We start from the raw sequence: 22868 nt of genomic DNA, 5'->3' as shown, positions 1-22868 counted from the left end.
GGGGATGCGGTGGCTGTCTGCTAATCGTTGGCAAGTCTATGATCTAACGTTCGTTTTTGCGCCCAAAGCGCGTCCGCCTTTCGGATGAAACAGTTGCTTTGTCCAGTCAACGATAGGCAGGGGTGGATGAGTTATCGATAAAGATAATTCCGTCATATTGATCGCTAGGGACCATCGTGTAGCTTCCAAACGTACCGCCCCAATAATGGGCTTCGATCCTGTCAAACAGGAATTTATTGCCGATCATTTGTGACTGATCAACTGACGAATTGACAAAAAACGCAGCCTTTCTAAGTGAATAGGCAATTGCTTCCAGACTGTTATCTTTGGGAGCTAGAACACTTACTGGACTAGCGTTGTTTCCCGCCGTTGTGCCGCGCAACATATAAAACCCGATCGTGTAGATATCATTTGGGAAATCTCTTCTAAGGTGAAAGCCCATAGGCACTTCCGGATAATTACGAACACTGTTCACTGGAACCGTAAGACTTTGCTCATTTGCAACATGTCGGTTGTGAGCCCATATAACGATTTTTTCATTGGGATAGACGTGAGTGCGAAGCTTATTAAATATCTCAGCCATATTTTTGTCGCGGACATTTCCAGTGTCTCGCGTCTGGTAATTTGCGCGGGAGTTTTCGATCTGGCCTATCGCTGCAAAAATTGCGATCGATAGTATTTTCTTGTTGAAATCAGCCTGCTCGTTCAGCGGAAGGGCAGCTAGATCTTGATCTAAAGCGATTTGAATTGATTCCGAATTTGCTATGATATCATCACATGTGTTGGATCTTTGCCCAATACAGTTTGAAGTTGAGAGTTCGGTTTGCATTTGCCGAAAATCTCTGAGGTTTTTGTCAAGTCTGCTCTTTTGACCGGAGTCGAATTCGTTAGAAACTGGAATCGTTTCAATGAATGGAAATATCTGATCGAAATAGTTTGAGCTAATTTGAGTGTCGAAGCCAACCAATCGCAATGGATTGGCGCTTGACTGCGTTTCTTGAACATATTTGAACAGTTCCAGAACCTCGTTTGTATGCCAAACAGAAAATACGAATCTCATCAGCTGGTCAGGATTGAACTGGTTTATGTTGCTATCGGCCCAGAATCCGTCGAAAAATCCACTTTCGAAGGCAACGACTGAGAAGCCCAGGTCCTTATGTAGATATTTGATCAGCCGTGTTTTGAGGTGATTGAATTCCGCAGTTCCATGAGAGCTTTCTCCCAGTTGAACAATTTTCCTTTGACCTATTAATGAGGAAAGGAACTCTAAATCTGAAAAATCTCCATCATAGACAATTGAACGAATAGGTTGGTGATTTACAGCGAGCCAATCCCTAAAATCACTATTTGCAGACGGCATTGGTAAAATTTCTGGCGTTTCAAGTTCCGCATCCGAAAGAAGACGATTTTGTGTGAGGTCAGGAGATGAAGTAGCTGGCGGCGTTGGCGTTGGCGTTGGCGTTGGCGTCGGCGCTGGAGAAGGGGAGGGAGAAGGAAGGCTTACTGGTGGAGGTGTAGGAGTAGATCCGCCACCTCCTCCGCCACAACCAGTAAGTGCAAGGACTATGCAAGATGCTGCAAGTCGGAAATTGCTCAAACCGTATTTCACATTTTTGGCTTTGGCTTGATTGCAATCGCGCTTCGTAAACCTCGCCGGCTGCGTATTTGTTACTGCAAACTTATAATCCATCTTTTCACTGAATCCTGAACTTTAGTTGATTTGCCCATGCCGAAATGCTGCAAGCCCGTTTGATCAAATTCGTGGTTATTTTGATCGATTCATCATTGATGAGCTTAGTTATTTATGACCGTGTTTGGGTTCTGGTCAAGAACATCTTTCCTAGCTCTAACCCTCATAAGTATAGGGGCCTTGTTTGTTTGATATACATCTCAAGACCTGTCCGTCGCCAGATAATTTGAGCCAGAGTTTTGTCCGCTAGATCCCGAAAGCGGTGATTAGAATCATCTGACTTCCCGCCTCACCGATAGCCCCTTTGGACAATCTATCTCTACTGATATACAGCGAAGCACGAGGAGCAATCGCATGATATTGATCGAAGTTTTGGCCCTGTTTTTGTGTGGGACCTTTTTTGGGGCTGCCGTATATATTTCAATTGCGCAGCATCCCGCTACTATGCAGACCGGCATTCCCTTTGCGTCGGCATTCTTCCCGCCAATGTATGGGCTTGCGGCACCGATGCAGATAGTCTGTGCTTTGGGGGGCACTTTGGCTGGCGTGGCAATGTGGTTCCTAGGAGATAATATTCTTTGGCTAGTCGGCGCAATTGTGCTGCTGTTCGTTATCCCATTCACGATCATCATTTTGAAGCCCATCAACGATAAACTGCTAGATACAGAGGCAGCCCGCAGCGAAGGGGAAATTGAAAAATTATTAAAGTCATGGGCACCGCGCCATTGGGTGCGCAGCATAGCTAGCGGTCTTTCTTTTATAACATATTTGTGGGCAAGCGTCGCAACGTAAAGGAATGTCTACCTTATCCGCGAAAGCGGACATTGTATTCAACGACTTTCCGGTAGAAACTCAGATCCAAACTATTCAGACTTCTGGTTGTTGATTACATACTTACGCTGCTGTGCGTTCAATTGCTTACTCTTCCGTCGAACACAATATAGAGACGTCGAAGCCAGCCCGCCGTCACTGAAGAGCATGAGCAAGTCTGGGGAACTGTCATTGCCAACCAGTTTATACCAATGATCCTGAGTTCCTGTTGAAGCTTTTGGAATTCTATCCCAGCCTGTTTCTTCGGCTAATGGTTCAATCATGTCAGCCAGCGACTTTTGGGTAATCAGTTCAGTTGTCGGCGCGATATAGCGCAATGTTGAGATCGCGCCGGAAGGAGTATACCATCTCTCGAATGTCAGAAACGGACCAATGGTGGGATCCAAGAGGGTTTCAATCGCGTCTTGGTTTCCTAAAACTTCATCATTAGAGCCATCTCTCTGATCACCGAAATTCCCTGCGATGCCGCCGGATTCAAAACAAAGTGCATTCAATGTATGGCGATCCAGACTTTTGGATTCAGAATTAAAGGACGTTATCGCAATGGGCGCATGTTGTTCAACAGGCGACTCGCACTTCGCTTTATAATTCCAAGCCTCACCGCCAAGATATTCAAGACCTTCTTTTGCGGCCTCTAGGCAGCGCAATTTTGTTGAGTAGTGTTGACTGCCAATTCTGGAATGCCAAATTCGAAGAGTACCGTCCGCATCTTCTGTACCGGCATGGATGGGAACAAGAACATATCCCCATTTTGAGGGTTCTTGCTCAATTTCTAATGCGGAGATTTCTGGTGTGATCTCGCTCGCCATCGACGTTGCGCAAGCCGTGAAAGCAAACACAAACGTCAAAAGTGAAGGTGTTTGAATAAATTTCATCGGCTTTTTCTAAAGAAAATTTCAATCCTGTCCATGACAGAAAACTCGAAGGCTCTTTGACGAAGCTGATCCTTAAATTGAATTTGTGTCCAACTTCTCTAAGGGGGAAAGACTCTTAATGACGACTGCTTTTGCGCCCAAAGCAGCCGCTGGCTTATGTTTACTTGATCGCAAATATGAACATGTTGCGATGGAGGTTTGTAACGATCGGGAGGATAGTTCTGAACGTTCGTATCAGGGCTTATCCATGGATGATTCTATGGGTGGTTCGACCGTCTCGCTCCGCGGAGGCTTTCCTACAACAGTCAACTTATGATATCTCCACGCCATGTTTGGTCGTGCGTCCTATGCTCTTGTGCCCGGAAAATATTTCCAATGCGCTTCTCACCGAAAGGGGGGGGGGCTATCGCGGCCGTTTTTGCGGCGAGCGATTTTTTGTTTTCTAACCTTGTAAAGATTGTAAACTTCATCAGGAAAAAGGAGACTTATCTGAACAGATGATTTTCTAGTGCCGGTACAGGCGATTTTGTTTCAACCCGCGCGCGCGGAGGACAATGGATGCTCAGGTTCTGATTTTGAAAAAATGGCTCCCCGAGTAGGATTCGAACCTACGACATTTCGATTAACAGTCGAACGCTCTACCGCTGAGCTATCGGGGAACAGGCTCGATTCTGGACCGAGACCATCGTTGTGAAGCGCGCCTATAGCAACGTCATTTGCGGGCCGCAAGCCATCAAACGACAAATTGTTCCATGGCGATGCGATCGTCGAGCGCATGTTCCGGATCGAACAGCATTGTTAACGACTGGCTGCGGTCGACTGCCACTTTGACGCGACTGACATCGCGTACTTCTTGCTGGTCTCCGACAGCACTAACTGGCCGTTTTTCAGGGTTTAGCACACGGATACTGATTTCCATCTTGTCCGGCAGGATTGCGCCTTTCCAGCGTCTTGGCCGGAACGGGCTGATCGGGGTCAGCGCCAACAGATTGCAGGTAAGGGGCAAGATCGGGCCATTGGCGGAAAGATTATAAGCGGTCGAGCCGGCAGGCGTCGCAATTAACACGCCATCACAAACCAGCTCTTCCATCATGATCCGGCCATTAATCTCGATCTCGAGCTTTGCGGTTTGTCGGGTTTCGCGCAAGAGCGAGACTTCATTGATCGCGGGCAGGGTGAAGCTGGCGCCCGAAATGGTCTCCACCTCCATTTTGAGGGGTTTGACCTTGAAGGCACGGGCGTTGGTTATGCGCTCGCTCAAATCGTCCAGATGCCAATTGTTCATGAGGAAACCAACAGTGCCCAGGTTCATGCCATATACCGGCATGATGTTGCGGCGATTGAGCATCTGGTGCAAAGTTTGTAGCATGAACCCGTCGCCGCCGAGGACAACGGCTTGATCCGCTTCTTCAACCGGAACCCAATCGATGATCGGTTTCAGCTTTTCAGCGGCTTCCTGCGCCGGTGGCGTAGGGGAGGCGACTAGCGCCCATTTTGTTGTGTTCATCCGCCCGTGACGTTCATATGACGCTCCAATATTTCTGCGGACCCATCCAGCTGTGCATTAAAATCATGCCGAAGCGGTTTCAGCCTTAGAGCTTCTTGGAGCAGTTGGTCAACGGCGGCGATGCCATCTTTTCGAACCGCTGCGCGCAGATCGACATGGGCGTTGTGACCCAGGCACATGAATATCTTGCCGTCTGTTGTCAGACGAAGCCGGTTACAGCCATCGCAGAAATTGTTGCTAAGCGGCGTGATCATTCCGAGCCGCAGTCCAAGTGGCTCGACAGCAACATAGCGAGCCGGGCCAGCGCTGCGATGCGGGATAGGGTTGAGCGTGTAGCGACTGGTCAATGGCGCAAGAAATTCGTCAGCGGAAATATGGGCCAATTGGCGGTCTGCGCCGACGTCACCCAAGGGCATAGTCTCGATGATAGTCAGGTCATGACCATTTTCTGCGCAATATTCTGCCATCGGCAAAAGGTCGGCCTCATTGAAGTCGCGCAGGGCGACCATATTGATTTTGACTTTGATGCCGGCTGCAGTGGCCGCCTTGATGCCGTCCAGAACAGTGGCAACATTTGCACCGCGGGTGATCTCAGAAAAGCGGGCCGGGTCCAACGTATCCATACTGACGTTGATCCGGCGCATGCCGTGGGTGGCAAGATGGTCAGCATATTCGGTGAGCAGAGATCCGTTGGTGGTGAGCGTCAACTCCTCCAATTCGCCAGATTCGACTTTTCTGCCAAGACGTTGAATAACATCTTTCATGTCCTTCCTCACTAGCGGTTCTCCGCCAGTGAGTCGAATTTTGCGGATGCCGTGGCTGATGAATCGTTCTGCGATCAGAGTGATTTCTTCCAGAGTCAGCAACTCTGATTTGGGCATGAAAGTCATTTTCTCAGACATGCAATATTGGCAGCGGAAATTGCATCGATCGGTGACCGATATCCGTAAATAGTCAATTTTGCGGCCAAAACCGTCTTGCATGGAGAGCCTCATTTCGTTGAAACGGCATATAGCTAGCGTTTTCGCTATGGGCAGGCAACGCCCTATAAAGGTTTTACTGCTATGGAAAAGGATAGTCTATCACGAGAATTTCAGCGCAGTTGCTGTTCATTTATAGGAGTGTTGAAGTCCCTAGCGCATCGATCTTGAACGCCAATCCGGTTGAACTCAGAAATCTTTTTCTGCTTTCATTCCGTGAACGCGACCCCTTGGCGGCTCAAATTGCCGCCTTTGGCTGGAGGGTTCATTCCGCTCGCAGGTCAGATAATTTAAGTGCCCGCTTCTTTTCAGCCGGTGCAATGATCGCTGTGATAGATGTCCGCCGCGCCGAGAATGAGGGTTTGAAGGCCATTGCGGAGCTTTCAAGAGCGGCAACCGAAGGAGGGATCGCGATATTGGCAATCGTCGATAGCGGTCAAAGTTCAATGATTGTCGAGCAATGTTTCGATTCCGGCGCAACCTCTTATCTGGATTTGAGCAATGACAGCGCAAATCTTGAACAGTCGATCAAATATGCTTTTCGCTATGTTGAGAATATTCGCGGGGGCGCTGAACGCGCTAGCCATGAGCAATCATTGCTCACGTCTGCTGATTTAGAATGGTCCATGACAATGGATGGCATTGGAGATTATTGGATCAGCGATAGTCTTTTGACAGCGGCGGGCAACATAGATTTTGATCACTATCCGGCAACTGGTATCTATCGGACGCTTTCACGCGAAGAGAGAAAGCGCGTGCGCGGGGCAATGGGGCGCTTGAGTGATGGTGCAAGACAGGCCGCGGTTCCCCATTTGTTAAACGGCCGCGCCGTGATTCATCATCTGCATGAAGCCGACGGCCATATTTTCGGCAGAATCGAATATCTTGCGAACAGCGAAGATGTTGATGACTGGACAGGACGAGATTTGCTTTCCGGATTGCGCAATGCAGCGTCTGCCCGCTCATGGGTGAGCAAAAAACTTGAGGCTGAGAGCCAGTTGACCCTGATCGCTATCGGTATCAAAAATTTCAGAATGATCAATGCGGCTTTCGGTCGGAAGGCGGGGGATCAATTGCTAAGGATCGTTGGCCATAGACTGATGGAACAAACGCAACGTCAATATGCGGGATCACAGTTGGTTGCACGTCTAGATGGTCAGAATTTCTTGGTGGCATTGGCCGATATTCAAAATGACAAGATTTCCGACTTTGCAAACGGCTTGATTGGCAGTGTTTTTCATGACCTCCAGTTGGAAGGCAGGCCGATCAAACCTGTCGCGAGGGCTGGTGTTGCTATTGGGAATGCCAATTCCAACGAAAAAACGTTGATCAGAAAAGCAATTCTTGCCCTTGCGGAAGCCACTGCTGCGGATGCCCTGCCGATCAAGTTCAGCACTGTTTCGGAAGCCGATGTCCATCTGGAAGAAATACTGGAGGAGCAGTTGGCAGGAGCAATGGGGCGCGGCGAAATCGTGATTGCCTTTCAACCTCAGATACAGATCGATACCGGGCAGCTTGTCGGGGCTGAGGCCTTGGCGCGATGGGAGCATCCTGAATATGGACTTTTGGGTGCTTCAACCTTGTTCGCAGTCGCAGAGCGCGCTGGGGTGATGGAGTCGCTTTCAACGCAAATTCACAAACAGGCATTGACCCTGGCGGCCAGTTGGCCCGAAAGTCTAGGATTTCTTCGCCTTTCAATCAATGTGACGGCCGGTGATTTAGCAGAAATAACATTTGATCGGACCATGTTGAAGCAGGTCGAAAATGCCGGATTCGAAACGCATCGTCTCACGCTCGAAATCACAGAGTCCGAGTTGATAGGCAATCTCTCGGAATCAGCGAACAAATTGGATCGGTTGCGTACTGCAGGTGTTTGCATCGCGATTGATGATTTTGGCACTGGGTATAGCAGCCTGTCCTATCTCAAGGAGTTGCCGGTCGATTATTTAAAGATCGACAGCGGGCTGACCGGAGACATTAGTGGATCGCATAAGGATCAGGTTGTGGTTCGATCAATTATCGACATGGCGCATAGCCTTCAACTGAGTGTCATCGCCGAAGGTGTCGAAACGGAAGCTCAGTTAAAGACTCTGGCCGATCAAGGCTGTGAATATTTCCAAGGATTTCTGCGCTCCGGACCGCTTTCGCCAGACGAATTCGAAGCTTTTGCTTTGTTGAGCAACTAGCCAGTGACCCGCTTCGCCAGTTTGGACAGTCCAGTCGTTAATTGCGTCAAACCATGCAAGCGGGACTTGGGGTCACGCCACTTACGTTCGATGAACAATTTGTTGTCCGGTCTGATTTTCGCTGTTCCTTTGAGCCGTTCGACATAGTCGAGCAAGCCCGGAACGTTTGGAAAGCTGTCATTGTGGAAGCTAACCAGAGCGCCACGTGGACCCATCTCGATTTTTGCGATACGGGCTTTTACGCAATTCATCTTGATATGCATCAGCTTTAGTAGATTGTCCGTCTGAATCGGAAGGTCACCGAACCGATCAATCATTTCTGCAGCAAAAGACTCAATTTCCTGCAGCGTCTTGAGTCCATTCATTCGGCGATAGAGGCCCATTCTGAGCGAGAGGTCGGGAACATATTCCTCCGGTATCAGGATCGGGGCATCGACTGTGATCTGAGGCGAGAAGCTGTCGGTTGAGGATTGCAAGCCAGAGCCTTTGGCCTTTGCTTCCAATATGGCATCTTCCAGCATCGATTGGTAAAGTTCGAAGCCAACTTCCTTGATGTGTCCCGATTGTTCGTCACCGAGCAGATTGCCGGCGCCACGAATGTCCAAATCATGGCTGGCCAATTCAAATCCGGCGCCAAGACTATCCAAATCACCCAGGATTTTGAGTCGTTTCTCAGCTTTTTCGGTGATGATCCGGTCTTTTGGCGTCACCATATAGGCATAAGCGCGCGTTTTGGAGCGTCCGACGCGGCCTCTGAGCTGATATAATTGCGCAAGGCCGAAGCGGTCGGCGCGATGGATGATCAGCGTGTTCGCGCTTGGAATATCGAGGCCGCTTTCAACAATGGTCGTCGATAGCAGCACGTCATAGTTGCGGTCGTAAAAGGCCGACATCCGCTCTTCCACGGTTGCAGGCGGCATTTGTCCATGTGCGACGACATAGGTCAATTCGGGGGCATGGTTTTTGAAAAAATCTTCGATATCAGCCAAGTCGGCAATCCGAGGAACAACCACGAATGACTGACCTCCGCGATAATGCTCTCGCAGAAGAGCCTCGCGCAAGGGAATAGGGTCCCAGGGCATCACGTAAGTACGGACTGCGAGCCGATCTACGGGCGGTGTTTGGATAACCGATAGTTCCCGCATACCGGTCATCGCCATTTGCAATGTGCGAGGGATGGGCGTGGCGGTTAGCGTCAGTACGTGTACATCGGCTTTCATTGCTTTCAGGCGTTCTTTGTGGGTTACACCGAATCTCTGTTCTTCATCGACAATGATCAGGCCAAGTCTTTGAAATTCTATTGATTTGGCTAACAGCGCATGGGTGCCAATGACGATGTCTACGTCACCATTGGCCAGACCTTCTTTGGTCTTTTTTGCTTCCGTCGGCGGAACCAGTCTTGAAAGACGACCGATTTTTAAGGGAAAGGGTCGAAAGCGCTCTTCAAAATTGTTGAAATGCTGGCGAGCGAGGAGAGTTGTGGGGGCGATTATCGCCACCTGCATTCCGGCCATCGCGGCCGCAAAGGCGGCGCGCATCGCGACTTCCGTCTTCCCAAAACCGACATCACCACAGACCAAGCGATCCATAGCTTTGCCAGATGCCATATCGCCTAGGACTTCCTCGATGGCTTGTTGCTGATCATCGGTTTCCTGATAGGGGAAACGATCTACGAATCCGGCCATTTCGGTAGCCTCGACGCGGGCAGGTGTCGCAGGCTGCAAAGCGCGCGCAGCCGCGGTTCTGAGCAGCTCATGAGCAATCGCCCGAATGCGCTCCTTCAGTTTTGATTTGCGCCGTTGCCAGCCTTCACCGCCGAGCCGGTCTAGGACTACGCTGTCGCCGCCTTCGCCATAGCGACTGAGTACGTCGATATTTTCGACCGGAACATATAGTTTATCGCCGCCTGCATATTTCAGATGGACGCAGTCATGTGGGCTGGTGCCAACTGGAATCGACACAATACCTTCATACAAGCCAACGCCATGTTCAAGGTGGACAACCAAATCCCCCTGACTGAGCGCCGAAAGCTCTTCTATGAAGGCGTCGCTGCTCTTGCGCCGCTTAGATTTGCGGACCAATCGGTCCCCGAAAATATCTTGCTCGGTGAGCAGGGTTAAGCCTTCGGTGCGAAAACCTGATGAGAGCGGTAAGATCGTCAACGCGACTGTTGGTCCGGCCGAAATGCAGGAATTCCAGTCATCACAGAGGACTGCCGTCTTGACGCCATGGTCTTTCAGCAGGTCAAAGATCCGGGCGCGCGAACCTTTACTATAGCTCGCGACGACCGCAGTAGCTCCCGTTTTTATAAGATTGTTGAGATGAGCGGCCAAGGCTTGGTAAATATTCTCACTGCGCGCCCGTTCCGGTGCGAAATCGCGCGGAGATGATGCCGAAAAGGAGATAGTTGTGTCGGTTTCCGGTTCATCAAATTCGCTTAGAACATGAATTGGCGCATCATTCTCATGTGTCTGCCATTCATCCGGTGTCAGATAGAGCATCTCGGGCGGCAATGGGCGATAGCTCGACATATTGGCTTTGTCTGCGTCTATCCGGTTCTTATGATAGTCTGCGATCGAAGCGAATTGGGCTTCGGCTGCCGTTGAACCGGCTGCATCCCGCAAAATAATGCAATCATCATCGACATAATCGAAAATCGTCGCCAGATGATCTTCCAGAAGCGGCAGCCAATGTTCCATCCCTGCCAATCGACGACCCTCTGAGATCGATTGATACAAGGCATCGCTTGTTGAAACCGCACCAAATAGATCACGGTAACGGGTCCGAAACCGGGTAATGCTCTCTGCATCCAGAAGAAATTCTGAAACAGGAAGCAGGTCAAGACTGTCGATATTACCGACGGTCCTTTGATCGGCAGGATCGAATTGCCGCAAAGTCTCTATTTCATCGCCAAAAAGATCAATTCGAATAGGCAATTCAGCGCCTGGTGGGAACAGGTCGATCAGCCCACCTCGTGCTGCAAATTCTCCACTGTCGGCGACGGTATCGACCCGCACAAAGCCGTTCGCGTAAAGAAAGGAAATGAGCTTTTCCTGTTCTACGGTGGTGCCAGGCGCGAGGCGGGTAACAAATTCCTTCATCCGTGAAGGCGACAATATGCGCTGCGTTACGGCATTGACGGTCGTGACGACCAACTGTGAACCGGTGAAGGGAAGTGCCAGCTTGGCCAAAGCGGCCAGTCGGTCAGAAGTGGTGTGAAGCGCCGGGGATGCGCGGTCATAGGGAAGGCAGTCCCAGGCTGGAAATTCGATAACGTCCAAATTTGGTTCGAAAAAATGAGCGGCTTCTACAACAGCACTCATCGCCGCGTCATCAGTTGCAATAAACATTGTCCGCCGCCCGGACTCGATCGCAATTTCCGATAGCAAAAGAGGACGGTAACCGGCGGGTATGCTCGCTAGCGTCATGCCTGCCTTTGAGGACAATAATTTATCTAGATGGGACACTTGAAATTGCTTTGGATAGAGGATGAGAGATTATTTCGTTGCATCAATATAGTCGAGCCGCTGCAGGGCATCCATTTGCGGACCCTCGAAAGTTTGGGGAACAGGCAGTGTTCCGATCGCCCAAGCCATGACATCGACATCATCTTCTGAAAGCAGATTTTCAAACCAGTCTATCTCGGATTCCGACCAACTTTGACCATATCGATCAAAAAAACCCCCGATCAAGAAATCGGCTTCACGGGTGCCGCGATGCCACGCGCGAAATTGTAGCTTCTTCAGCTTTGTTTCGCGGTCCATATTTGCTGCTCCAACTTGGCTGGCATAATGTGCCAGCGGGCGTATAAAGGCGGATAGACATGCGGCCCGAGATACTCAATCCATTATTTGGCGAGACCCCATCGCTCAAAGGCGTAGGCAAGGCGTTGACCAAGCCGCTTGAGAAACTGCGGCTGACCCGAATCAAGGACCTGCTTTATCATCAGCCAAGCTATTGGATGCACCGAAAGCGCGTCGCTAAGCTTGATGAAATCGATGTCGGAGAGACGATCATCGTCGAAGTTACGCCGGTTGACTATCGTACGGGTGGTCCACGGAGCCCCTTGCGGGTGCAGGCGACCGACAAGGAAGGCAATTATATCAGCCTGACTTTTTTCGGCCGAAACCCCGGTTGGCCTAAGAAATTGCTGCCGCTTGGTGAAGCAAAAGTCATTTCCGGTAAACTGGAGCGCTATGGTGATGAACTTCAAATGGTCCATCCTGATCAGGTGCTCGAGCCGGAACAGATCGATGACATAGCGCTAGTTGAACCGATTTATCCTTTGGCAGACGGACTCGGCAATATACGCATGCGACAATTGATCGGGCAGGCGCTGGTGCTTGCTCCAACGCTGCCGGAATGGGTGGAAGCCAGTCAGCTTGCGACAAAAGACTGGAAGAGTTGGAAGGATAGTATCCTCGCCCTTCATGGCGCTAACAGCGAAGGAAGCAGTGACCGGCTGGCCTATGATGAGGTATTTGCCAACCAGCTTGCTTTCATGCTGGTTCGAGCCAGCAACCGAAGCAAGAAGGGGATCCCGATTCAGGGAGACGGGAGACTTCGTGATCAACTGAAGCTGCCTTTTGAACTGACAGGTGCCCAGAAACGCTGCATTTCGGAGATTGAAGGAGATCTTGCGCAAAGTGCTCCGATGTTGAGATTGCTGCAGGGCGATGTGGGCTCGGGCAAGACACTTGTTGCCCTGATGGCTCTGCTGTCGGCTGTGGAAGCCGGATATCAGGGGGCCTTCTTGGCACCGACAGAAATCCTGGCGCGGCAGCATTTTGAAGGCTTGCAAAAGCTATTGGTCGGTCTGCCGGTCAATCTTGCGATTTTGACCGGGCGCGACAAAGGTAAGGTTCGAGAAGCGACGCTAATGGGGCTGATGGATGGGTCCATCAATATATTGATTGGAACCCATGCGATTTTTCAGGAGCAGGTCCGCTATAAGAATCTAGCCGTTACGGTCATTGACGAGCAGCATAAATTTGGCGTGTCCCAGCGCCTAATGCTAACGCAGAAAGCGGAAAACACGCCGCATTTGCTAGCCATGACGGCGACGCCCATTCCCCGTACGCTGACGCTCAGCCAATATGGCGAAATGGATGTCTCTCGCATCGACGAGCTTCCTCCGGGGCGGCAAGCGATCGATACTAGCGTAATTTCTGACGGACGCTTGCTGGACGTGGTGGAAGGCCTTGCGCGCCACATCTCGTCGGGAGGCCAGGCTTACTGGGTATGCCCATTGATTGAAGAAAGCGAAAAAAGCGATCTGGCTGCAGCAGAAGACCGGGCCGCGAGCCTGAAGGCAAGGTTCGGCGATCAGGTAGGTTTGGTTCATGGTCGTATGAAGGGCCCCGAAAAAGATCAGGTCATGGGACGCTTCCAACGGAATGAAATAAAGATTTTGGTGGCCACGACCGTCATTGAAGTCGGCGTGGATGTGCCCAATGCCAGCCTGATGATCATCGAGGCAGCAGATCGCTTTGGCCTTGCCCAATTGCACCAACTTAGAGGGCGGGTAGGGCGGGGAAGTGTCAAATCCAACTGTCTGTTGATCCGCGGAGGGGAGCTCAGCGAAACTGCGCGTGCTCGGCTCACATTGATGCGTGAAACAAATGATGGTTTTCGCATCGCAGAGGAAGATCTTCGCCTGCGCGGGGCAGGAGAATTGTTGGGCACAAGGCAATCCGGGGATGCCGGTTTCCGCATTGCCACGCCAGCTCAGGTCAATGATTTGATCGGATCAGCCACGGATGATGCGCGGTTGTTGCTTGATCGCGACGGCGGATTGGCGAGCGAACGCGGACAGGCTGCGCGTGTCGCGCTCTATTTGTTTGAACGCGACTGGGGCGTTAGTCTATTGCGAAGCGGATAGCGCTAAAGGCTGTTGATATTGTCCAGCATAGCCACAAAATCTGGCTCCCGGATTACGCGCTCAAATTCAAGGCCGCATCGACCTTGGTGTGACCAAACAAGATAGGCTTCAATCCGTCCAGCAACCGGTAAGCGCACTATGATCCGGGCACCTTTTTCCATGTCCAATGGATCGGCGAGCATCATGCCATGAGCAGAAATATTGGCAATCCGGACACGAATCTCTCGATTTGGGTGGAATTCGCAAATTGTTTCAAAATCGACTGAAAAACGCGTTGCACGGCGTAAATCAGTTGATGATTGTTTCGACAGACTGGTCATGTCGCACGAACTCCGTAAAATGGTGTTTCGCGACAATAAGCTTTGATTAAGAACAAAAGGTAAATGCTAATTGGTGAACCGATAAACCAAAGGGCTTATGCCTTACGAAGCAAGCCGTGCTTCTTCTTCCCCGCTGAAATCTTCACGCCTTTATTGGTAAGCACAATCAAATGACCGGCATCTCTTACAGGTTCGTCATCCAAGCGTGCTCCGCCTCCTGCGATCAGCCTTTTCGCTTCTCCTTTTGAGGCACAGAAACCAATGGCGACCAATGCATCCAACATAGATATTTCATTTGATTCAACGACATGGACCGGCAGCTCGCCACCGGCACCGCCTTGTTCAAAAGTTTGTTGAGCAGTCTTCGCGGCTTCTTCTGCGGCTTTCTCGCCATGGGCCAGGCTTGTGGCGGCATCAGCTAGAATTTTCTTGGCTTCGTTGATGTCCGATCCTTGCATTGATTCCAGACGGTTAATCTCATCTATGTCTAGGTCGGTGAAAAGGCGCATGAATTTGCCGACGTCTCTGTCATCGGTGTTCCGCCAAAACTGCCAATAATCATATGGGCTGAGTCGATCCGCGTTTAACCAGATAGCACCATCGACCGATTTGCCCATTTTCGACCCATCGGATTTTGTAATCAGCGGTGTCGTAATGCCGAACAATTCTGTTCCGTCAATCCGGCGGCCGAGCTCCATTCCATTGACGATATTGCCCCATTGATCAGAACCGCCGAGCTGCAATTTGCAACCATATTGGCGAGAAAGCTCCAAGAAATCATAGGCTTGCAGGATCATGTAGTTGAATTCAAGAAAAGTAAGTGGCTGTTCTCGTTCAAGTCTTAGTTTTACCGAGTCAAAGGTGAGCATCCGGTTGATCGTGAAATGACGCCCGACTTCGCGCAAGAAAGGAATATATTCCAACTTGTCCAACCAGTCTGCATTGTTGACAAGAACGGCATCCGTCGGGCCGTCGCCAAAGGTCAAAAACCGTTCAAAACAGGCTCGAATCGAAGCGATGTTGCTCTCAATTCCTTCATCATCGAGCAGTTTCCGGACTTCATCCTTACCGGAAGGATCTCCAACTTTGGTTGTGCCGCCACCCATGACGACTATTGGTTTATGTCCTGCTTGTTGCAGACGTCGAAGCAACATGATCGACACGAGATTGCCAACGTGAAGCGAGTCCGCAGTAGCGTCAAATCCGATATAGCCGGGGATGATCGATTTTGTAGCAAGTGAATCCAATGCCGCAGCATCGGTCAATTGGTGGATATAGCCACGGTCGTTCATCAAGCGCAGCAGATCAGATTGATATTCGGTCATGGATGGCGTCGTTACAGACTTGTTCCGTCTGGCGCAATTGTCGGTTTGTGAATGCGCAAAAGATTGGCAAATTTCTGTGATCGAATATAGGTTGCTCAAAGCAATATTCGATATTGCAATCGGCATCGAGGGAGAGAACAACCGGGCTTTCTGAGATTTCCTGTCCGATACCAAATTTGAAGCGTTTAAGGATTGCGATGCGCCATACACTGTCCTGCCATCCCGACTTTCCTAGCGATACGATCACTGGGATAGATGTCGAAATTGATTTCGTCCCTGCGGGAACATTCATCCTGCGATACAATGTTATCGGTGCTGTTGAGTGTTTGGCGCTTCCGGAAGCAACTATTCCGGAGCGAGCGGATGGCCTTTGGAAGGAAACCTGCTTTGAAGCCTTCATTGGCAAGAAAGATGCTCCGGAATATCTGGAATTGAATCTTTCTCCTTCTAGCCAATGGGCGGTCTACGCATTTGATGGTTACCGGGAGGGCATGCGCAGTCCTGACCTTGGGCACCACCCCAGGGTCGAAATTGTTAGCACTGCGAATAGGTTTGAACTTACAGGAAGGGTTGATCTCGCCGGGATACCGCTATTGGAAGCCGGCAGTCTGGAAATTGCGCTGACCGCTGTGATTGCAGAAAAAAGCGGACGAAAATCACTATGGGCTTTAGATCACCCTTCGGGTAGTCCTGACTTCCACAGCAGAGACTGCTTCCTCTACAATTTGAAAGTGGCAAAATCGCGATGAAATTTGGAATTGACCGGCTGATTGAAGAAGCCGAATTCAGGCGTCCTTTGGAAGGAAAACGGGTGGCGTTGCTCGCGCATCCGGCTTCGGTCACGAGAAACCTGACGCATTCGTTGGATGCACTGGCCGCTCAAGACGGAATCCACCTTACGGCTGCCTTTGGCCCTCAGCATGGCCTGAGGGGAGACAAGCAAGACAATATGATCGAAACGGCTGACTATCTTGATCCGATCCACAATATCCCGGTTTTTAGTCTCTATGGCGAAGTTCGTCGGCCGACCGCGCAATCGATGGATACATTCGACGTCATTCTAATCGATCTGCAGGATTTGGGCTGCCGCATTTACACGTTCATCACAACCCTGCGATATATGCTGGAAGCCGCGGCTGAGCATGGCAAGGCGGTTTGGGTTCTCGATCGGCCCAATCCGGCAGGGCGCCCGATTGAAGGGACCATTCTTGAAGCAGGCTGGGAAAGTTTTGTCGGCGCAGCTCCAATGCCCATGCGACATGGTCTTACGATGGGAGAAATGGGACGATGGTTGATCAGCCATTTTAACCTCAATGTCGAATATGAAGTTATTCCCATGCAGGGCTGGAAACCGGAAGGTCCGGGATTTGGCTGGCCGGAAGATCATATCTGGATCAATCCCAGCCCCAATGCTCCCAATGTCAACATGGCACGAGCCTATGCGGGGACAGTGATGCTGGAAGGAACAACGCTTTCCGAAGGGCGCGGAACCACACGGCCCTTGGAGCTATTCGGTGCGCCCGATATTGACGCGCGTGCTGTTATTGCCGAAATGCAGCGCAAAGCGCCACAATGGTTGAAGGGCTGCGTGCTTCGGGAAATTTGGTTTGAACCGACCTTTCACAAGCATCAGGGGCAATTGTGTAACGGCGTGCAGATCCATGCCGAAGGTCCGAGCTATGATCACCATTCTTTCCGGCCTTGGCGATTGCAAGCGCTGGCGCTGAAAGCGATCGGGAAACTCTACTTCGGTTATGAATTATGGCGAGACTTTCCATACGAATATGTACAAGATAAGTTGGCTTTTGATGTCATCAATGGTGGACCAAGCTTGCGGGAATGGATCGAGAGTCCGTCTTCCATAGCAAATGATCTAGAAGCGATAACTGCGCCTGGAGAAAGGGCGTGGGGAGAGATGTTGAGAGAGTTTCTGCTCTATTAATCATGTTGCACTGCAACATAATTATTGCATTCGGTCAAAATTATGATAATTTGCGATAATGTTACCGAGCAAAGAATTCTTCGAGGGGGTCGCGCTAAAAAAATGTGTGGCCGCGACCTATAACAATACAACGTTCAAGCTTGCGCCGCATATTCTCTATACACGGCATGACGAGATGTACGTCGATGCCGTACCCTTGGAAAAAGACGGCCTGCCGCCGCGGGAAATCAAAATCGGAACGTTCAAACTTTCCGGCTTGAAAGATGTTCGGGTTGAAGACATCCACTTTGAGCGATCGGAGATATTCGAGCCGGCCGCCGAAAAATATGACGGAACAACTTTGCTGGCGGTGGAAGGCTAGCAATTACCCCTGCTTGCGGGTCAATTCTTTCATCGCATCGCTCAATCCGTCAACGGTCAGCGGATACATGCGATCATTCATCAATTCGCGGATGATTTTGACGCTTTGTGAATAGCCCCATTGTTTTTCCGGTACCGGATTTAGCCAGGCTGCGGCGGGATAGGTGTTGGTCAAGCGCTGCATCCACGTCACGCCGGCTTCTTCATTGAAATGTTCGACAGAGCCACCTGGGTGGGTGATTTCATAGGGGCTCATGGATGCGTCTCCGACGAAGATCAGCTTATAGTCATGGCCATATTTGTGGAGGACGTCCCAGGTATTTGTGCGCTCGGAAAAACGACGGCTATTGTCTTTCCACAGACCCTCATAGGGGCAATTGTGGAAATAGAAAAATTCCAGATTTTTGAATTCTGATGTTGCCGCACTGAACAGCTCTTCGCAGAGCTTGATGAAAGGATCCATCGAGCCGCCAATGTCCAGGAACAACAGTAACTTAACTGCATTATGCCGCTCAGCCCGCATATGGATGTCCAGCCAGCCATTTTTTGCGGTGCCGTCAATTGTGCGGTCGATATCAAGTTCATCGGCTGCACCTTCGCGCGCGAATTTGCGCAGTCGACGCAGAGCAACCTTGATATTTCGGGTTCCCAGCAATTTTGTATTGTCGAGATTTTGAAATTCCCGCTTGTCCCAGACTTTGAGAGCTTTTTTCTGACCACCTTCGCCGCCAATCCGGACGCCTTCGGGGTTGTATCCCGAATTTCCATAAGGGGAGGTGCCGCCGGTGCCGATCCACTTGCTGCCGCCTTCATGTCGTTTTTCTTGTTCCGCTAGACGCTCTTTCAGCGTCTCCATAATCTCTTCCCAGCTGCCCAGAGAATTGATCTTTTCCATTTCTTCTTCAGAAAGATATTTTTCTGCGACTGTTTTTAGCCAGTCGAGCGGAATGTCCTCTTCCTGCAGACCATAGCTGGTCTCGATGCCCTTAAACACTTTTGAAAAGACTTGATCAAAGCGATCCAACAAGCCTTCATCTTTCACAAAGGTGGCCCGGGAAAGAAAATAAAAATCCTCCGGAGTCCGCCGAATAACGTCTTTCTGGAGTGCTTCGAGCAGAACAAGATGCTCTTTGAGCGACGCTGTTATACCGGCGGCCCTAAGTTCGTCCATGAAGTTAAAGAACATCGTTCTTGCCTTTGCTTAGCGTGCTTCGCGTTTCGCCATGAAGGCCAGGCGTTCGAACAACATCACGTCTTGTTCATTCTTAAGAAGCGCGCCGTGGAGCGGTGGGATCGCTTTGCTGCTGTCTTTTGACTGTAGCGCTTCAAGCGGCATGTCTTCGTTGAGAATCAGCTTCAGCCAGTCGAGCAGCTCGCTTGTGCTTGGTTTTTTCTTGAGACCCGGAACATCCCGCACATCATAGAATATATCCATCGCCTTCTTGACCAAGATTCCTTGAATATCCGGGAAGTGGACGTTGATGATGTCTTGCATCGTCTCGCGGTCCGGAAATTTGATATAATGGAAGAAACAGCGGCGCAAAAAGGCGTCCGGCAGCTCTTTTTCATTGTTCGAGGTGATGATAACAATCGGACGTTCAGCGGCTTTGATCGTCTCTTTGGTTTCATAGACATGAAACTCCATACGATCGAGTTCTTGCAGAAGGTCATTTGGAAATTCGATGTCCGCTTTGTCGATCTCATCAATCAGCAGGACCGGGAGCTCCGGAGCGGTGAAGGCCTCCCAGAGCTTTCCCTTGCGGATGTAGTTTGAAATATCATGAACGCGTTCGTCACCCAATTGGCCGTCACGAAGGCGCGCCACCGCATCATATTCATAAAGACCCTGATGCGCTTTTGTTGTGGACTTGACGTTCCATTCAATCAGGGGTGTGCCCATGGCTTTAGCGATTTCATAGGCCAGAACCGTCTTACCCGTGCCCGGTTCGCCTTTGACGAGCAGCGGGCGCCGCAAGGTCATGGCAGCGTTGACAGCAACCTTTAGATCATCGGTTGCAACATAGTCTTTGGTACCGTCAAAACGCATGATTTTCTATTCCTTGCCGTGAACGTCAAAGCACAGGCGATAGGGAAAACCAAGTTTGTAGGCAAGTTAATCATTTAGTTAAGATTGGTGCATCTTTTCGCCAGGATTAATGGGAAAGGCGAGTGTTTCGGCGGGCTTCCAGAAGCTGCCAAAGACCGCGATGCTGATTGAGCAATTGTTCAGACCCAAAATTCAATGCTCTTTCCAGAGCAGGGGTCTGAGCCAACTCACGCTTCAGGTCGGAAGTTTTTTCAACATTTGGCAAAATGGGGAAACGGGCTTCAACACCTAGCCGCAAAGCGATCGGTTCCAAGATTTTTCTAATGCAATGCCAGTCTGAAACCAACGCCATGGCAGCACCAATGGCACATCCGTTTCGATCTGACTGGGATAGCATCTCAAGAGCTTTCCGTTGACCGAGCACGGCTGCATTGCTTGGGTCATCCGCGCTGACACCCGATATTGGTCCGGCAGCGACCGTTAGCTTGGTCAAGAAGCTGCGTTCGGCTGCAAAACCGTCCGTTGCCTGCATCAGCCACTCGCGCGCGGCATCTTCTGTTATTTTGGTCGCGGCATGATCTATGACGCCGGGATGGCTTCCGTGCAAAATGCACATGAAATGTGCAATATCTGCGATATCGGCGCCCGAAAGCACTGAAAAATCTTCGGCAATAAGCCGAACATAGGGCGCTGTGTCGCTGCCATGCTCAGCAAGGCTTTGCTGAGCTGCCAATTGTGCATTTTGTCCTAGCATGGCGTTTCCGATATCCCGTGATTTGTTGCGAAAATGCATGAAGCACCTTCGTCTATCTTGGGATATACAGAATAATCCTAAAGAGCCGGTTTACCTGCTGTTAGGAGTTTACAAACCATGTTTTCCAGTTGCCTGGTCGTGAGACTATTGGTCCAGGAAACTCCGCATTTTGCGGCTGCGGCTAGGATGCTTCAGTTTTCTGAGCGCCTTTGCCTCAATTTGCCGGATACGTTCGCGCGTCACGCTAAACTGTTGGCCGACTTCCTCGAGAGTGTGATCGGTGTTCATACCGATCCCGAAACGCATCCGTAGCACCCGTTCTTCACGAGGTGTAAGGCTTGCCAACACGCGGGTAACGGTTTCCTTCAGATTGGCCTGAATGGCCGCATCCACCGGAATGATCGCATTTTTATCTTCGATGAAATCACCAAGATGCGAATCTTCTTCATCACCAATTGGCGTTTCGAGAGAAATAGGCTCCTTGGCAATTTTCATCACCTTGCGCACTTTTTCGAGCGGCATGGAAAGGCGTTCAGCCATCTCTTCTGGTGTCGGCTCGCGGCCTTGCTCGTGCAGGAACTGCCGTGAAGTACGGACCAATTTGTTGATCGTCTCGATCATGTGGACCGGGATACGAATGGTTCGGGCTTGATCGGCAATGGAACGAGTGATGGCCTGACGAATCCACCATGTTGCATAAGTGCTGAACTTGTAGCCACGACGATATTCAAACTTGTCGACCGCTTTCATCAGGCCGATATTGCCTTCCTGGATGAGATCCAGGAACTGCAGTCCACGATTGGTATATTTCTTGGCGATGGAAATTACGAGGCGGAGATTGGCCTCAACCATTTCCTTCTTCGCAATACGCGCTTCGCGTTCGCCCTTTTGGACCATGTTCACAATCCGGCGGAATTCAACGAGAGAGGTACCGGTCGCATTGGCGATATCGGAAATCTCTGCACGGATGCGGTCTACCGAATCCGCCTCTTTTTCTACAAAGGCAGCCCATTTCTTGTCGACTTTAGCCATGCTAGCCAACCAACCATCATCCAGCTCTTTGCCGATATAGCTTTCGAGAAAGGCGCGGCGTGGCACTTTGTGACGCTCGGCCAAGCGGAGCATCTGCCCGCCCAATGTGGTCAGGCGGCGGTTGAAGGAATAAAGCTGGTCAACGAGAAACTCGATCTTGTTGGCGTGAAATTGCACGCTTTCGACCAATGCAGTGAGTTCTTCCCGCAAATTGTGATATTTGGTTTCTGAAGCTTTCGGGAATTCTTTGCCTGCTGCCAAAGAATCCAGACGGATCGTTTGCAGTTTAGAGAATTTCTTGAACACCGACGTGATCAGAGCAAATTTTTCCAATGCATCGGGCTTCAGAGCCTCTTCCATCTGCGCGAGGGAAAGAGTGTTGTCTTCTTCTTCCTCCTCAACCACACGTTTCGTGCGGCGTTCGGTCAGTTCGGCTTCTTCATCTTCGTCGCCTTCAGCCGGCTCGGCATCTTCGACTTCATCATCATCTTTGAACGATGGACCAGCGGTTTTTTCGCTGATTTCGCCGTCATCATCTTCTTCGGCCTCTTCCAGATTTTCCGGAACGGGATCCTTGGAGAGCATGGCGTCGAGATCAAGAATCTCGCGCAACTGCATTTCGCCGTCATTGAGCGCGGTGGACCATTCGATGATTGCGTTAAACGTGGTAGGGCTCTCGCAAAGCCCCCAAATCATGGTGTCGCGGCCAGCTTCTATACGCTTGGCAATGGCAATTTCGCCTTCGCGGCTGAGCAATTCGACAGCGCCCATCTCGCGGAGATACATACGCACGGGATCGTCGGTACGATCGGAGGCGGTTTTCTTGGGAGCGGCTGCAGCCGTCTTCTTCTCTTTGTCTTTGCCGTCAATGGATTCGACTTCCTCGCCGCCCATTTCTTCAGCCGCTTCTTCGTCATTCTCGACAACCCGGACACCCATTTCGGAGATTGCCGACATGACGTCTTCAATCTGCTCATTCTGGTCCTGGGGCAGGGCTTCGTTCAGCTCGTCAATCGTAAGATAACCGCGCTTTTTTCCCTGAGCGATCAATTTCTTGATGGCGCTGTCGTTGAGGTCAATCAACGGTTCGTCTTCGGCTTTGATATTCTTCGCTTTGCTTGCCAATGGCTGAGGCCCC

General features: G+C 50.6%; 19 protein-coding genes and 1 tRNA gene. 7 read left to right on the top strand and 13 right to left on the bottom strand.

Features of this window, described 5'->3' with window-relative positions; translation table 11 throughout:
* Positions 1 to 106: 106 nt before the first annotated feature.
* Positions 107 to 1690, bottom strand: coding sequence for an erythromycin esterase family protein (locus ABJV08_RS12740; protein ID WP_348052439.1), 1584 nt, complete (start codon positions 1688 to 1690; stop codon positions 107 to 109).
* A gap of 354 nt (positions 1691 to 2044) precedes the next feature.
* On the opposite strand from ABJV08_RS12740, the gene ABJV08_RS12735 reads away from it, so the two are divergent.
* Positions 2045 to 2482 carry a DUF1772 domain-containing protein gene (locus ABJV08_RS12735; RefSeq protein WP_348037787.1) on the top strand — a complete coding sequence of 146 codons (438 nt, stop codon included), beginning with the start codon at positions 2045 to 2047 and terminating at the stop codon, positions 2480 to 2482.
* Positions 2483 to 2553: 71 nt separating this feature from the next.
* On the opposite strand, the gene ABJV08_RS12730 is transcribed toward ABJV08_RS12735, so the two are convergent.
* The 4 genes from ABJV08_RS12730 to moaA all read right to left on the bottom strand — a co-directional run bounded on the left by ABJV08_RS12730 (position 2554) and on the right by moaA (position 5898).
* Positions 2554 to 3396, bottom strand: coding sequence for a hypothetical protein (locus tag ABJV08_RS12730; protein WP_348037789.1), 843 nt, complete (start codon positions 3394 to 3396; stop codon positions 2554 to 2556).
* A gap of 584 nt (positions 3397 to 3980) precedes the next feature.
* Positions 3981 to 4055 (bottom strand) — tRNA-Asn (locus ABJV08_RS12725).
* A 74-nt stretch (positions 4056 to 4129) separates the two neighbouring features.
* Entirely contained in the window at positions 4130 to 4903 is a 774-nt protein-coding gene (locus ABJV08_RS12720) for an NAD kinase (RefSeq protein WP_348037791.1), read from the bottom strand.
* Positions 4900 to 5898: a GTP 3',8-cyclase MoaA gene (gene moaA, locus ABJV08_RS12715; protein ID WP_348037793.1), complete on the bottom strand. Its 999-nt coding sequence runs from the start codon at positions 5896 to 5898 to the stop codon at positions 4900 to 4902. Before moaA ends, ABJV08_RS12720 begins: the two co-directional genes overlap by 4 nt.
* Positions 5899 to 6203: 305 nt before the next feature.
* On the opposite strand from moaA, the gene ABJV08_RS12710 reads away from it, so the two are divergent.
* Positions 6204 to 8069, top strand: a complete 1866-nt coding sequence (locus ABJV08_RS12710) for a GGDEF domain-containing phosphodiesterase (protein WP_348037795.1) — start codon at positions 6204 to 6206, stop codon at positions 8067 to 8069.
* On the opposite strand, the gene mfd is transcribed toward ABJV08_RS12710, so the two are convergent.
* On the bottom strand, positions 8066 to 11536 hold the full coding sequence (gene mfd / locus ABJV08_RS12705) for a transcription-repair coupling factor (protein ID WP_348037797.1): 3471 nt from the start codon (positions 11534 to 11536) through the stop codon (positions 8066 to 8068). The two genes, ABJV08_RS12710 and mfd, sit on opposite strands and share 4 nt — an antisense overlap.
* A 30-nt stretch (positions 11537 to 11566) precedes the next feature.
* Positions 11567 to 11833 (bottom strand): succinate dehydrogenase assembly factor 2, encoded by a 267-nt coding sequence (locus ABJV08_RS12700; protein ID WP_348037798.1) that lies wholly within the window; start codon positions 11831 to 11833, stop codon positions 11567 to 11569.
* A gap of 59 nt (positions 11834 to 11892) precedes the next feature.
* Here ABJV08_RS12700 and recG point away from each other — a divergent pair, with 59 nt between their 5' ends.
* Complete coding sequence (recG, locus tag ABJV08_RS12695) at positions 11893 to 13950, top strand: ATP-dependent DNA helicase RecG (RefSeq protein ID WP_348037799.1); 2058 nt, start codon at positions 11893 to 11895, stop codon at positions 13948 to 13950.
* Positions 13951 to 13952: 2 nt separating this feature from the next.
* Here recG and ABJV08_RS12690 read toward each other — a convergent pair whose 3' ends face one another.
* Positions 13953 to 14270, bottom strand: coding sequence for a PilZ domain-containing protein (locus ABJV08_RS12690; RefSeq protein WP_348037801.1), 318 nt, complete (start codon positions 14268 to 14270; stop codon positions 13953 to 13955).
* A 95-nt stretch (positions 14271 to 14365) separates the two neighbouring features.
* The gene (tyrS, locus tag ABJV08_RS12685) at positions 14366 to 15595 is read right to left on the bottom strand and encodes a tyrosine--tRNA ligase (RefSeq protein WP_348037803.1); all 1230 of its coding nucleotides are present in this window, start codon (positions 15593 to 15595) and stop codon (positions 14366 to 14368) included.
* On the opposite strand from tyrS, the gene ABJV08_RS12680 reads away from it, so the two are divergent.
* The 4 genes from ABJV08_RS12680 to ABJV08_RS12665 are packed head-to-tail and all read left to right on the top strand — an operon-like array spanning position 15594 to position 17898.
* The gene (locus ABJV08_RS12680) at positions 15594 to 15749 is read left to right on the top strand and encodes a hypothetical protein (protein ID WP_348037805.1); all 156 of its coding nucleotides are present in this window, start codon (positions 15594 to 15596) and stop codon (positions 15747 to 15749) included. The two genes, tyrS and ABJV08_RS12680, sit on opposite strands and share 2 nt — an antisense overlap.
* A 43-nt stretch (positions 15750 to 15792) precedes the next feature.
* Positions 15793 to 16344, top strand: a complete 552-nt coding sequence (locus ABJV08_RS12675; protein WP_348037807.1) for a DOMON-like domain-containing protein — start codon at positions 15793 to 15795, stop codon at positions 16342 to 16344.
* The gene (locus ABJV08_RS12670) at positions 16341 to 17537 is read left to right on the top strand and encodes a DUF1343 domain-containing protein (RefSeq protein WP_348037809.1); all 1197 of its coding nucleotides are present in this window, start codon (positions 16341 to 16343) and stop codon (positions 17535 to 17537) included. Before ABJV08_RS12675 ends, ABJV08_RS12670 begins: the two co-directional genes overlap by 4 nt.
* A gap of 58 nt (positions 17538 to 17595) precedes the next feature.
* Entirely contained in the window at positions 17596 to 17898 is a 303-nt protein-coding gene (locus ABJV08_RS12665) for a hypothetical protein (protein ID WP_348037811.1), read from the top strand.
* A gap of 3 nt (positions 17899 to 17901) precedes the next feature.
* Here ABJV08_RS12665 and ABJV08_RS12660 read toward each other — a convergent pair whose 3' ends face one another.
* The 4 genes from ABJV08_RS12660 to rpoD all read right to left on the bottom strand — a co-directional run bounded on the left by ABJV08_RS12660 (position 17902) and on the right by rpoD (position 22855).
* On the bottom strand, positions 17902 to 19083 hold the full coding sequence (locus ABJV08_RS12660; protein ID WP_348037813.1) for a VWA domain-containing protein: 1182 nt from the start codon (positions 19081 to 19083) through the stop codon (positions 17902 to 17904).
* Between the two features lie 15 nt (positions 19084 to 19098).
* On the bottom strand, positions 19099 to 19944 hold the full coding sequence (locus ABJV08_RS12655) for a MoxR family ATPase (protein WP_348037814.1): 846 nt from the start codon (positions 19942 to 19944) through the stop codon (positions 19099 to 19101).
* Between the two features lie 106 nt (positions 19945 to 20050).
* Positions 20051 to 20737: a hypothetical protein gene (locus ABJV08_RS12650; RefSeq protein WP_348037816.1), complete on the bottom strand. Its 687-nt coding sequence runs from the start codon at positions 20735 to 20737 to the stop codon at positions 20051 to 20053.
* Positions 20738 to 20842: 105 nt separating this feature from the next.
* Positions 20843 to 22855, bottom strand: a complete 2013-nt coding sequence (gene rpoD, locus ABJV08_RS12645) for an RNA polymerase sigma factor RpoD (protein ID WP_348037818.1) — start codon at positions 22853 to 22855, stop codon at positions 20843 to 20845.
* Between the last annotated feature and the right edge of the window lie 13 nt (positions 22856 to 22868).

It is taken from the genome of Parasphingorhabdus sp., from assembly GCF_039982395.1.
Lineage (GTDB): Bacteria > Pseudomonadota > Alphaproteobacteria > Sphingomonadales > Sphingomonadaceae > Parasphingorhabdus.
Note: the sequence above shows the minus strand (reverse complement) of the source record. Positions and strands in the feature narration are given on the sequence as shown.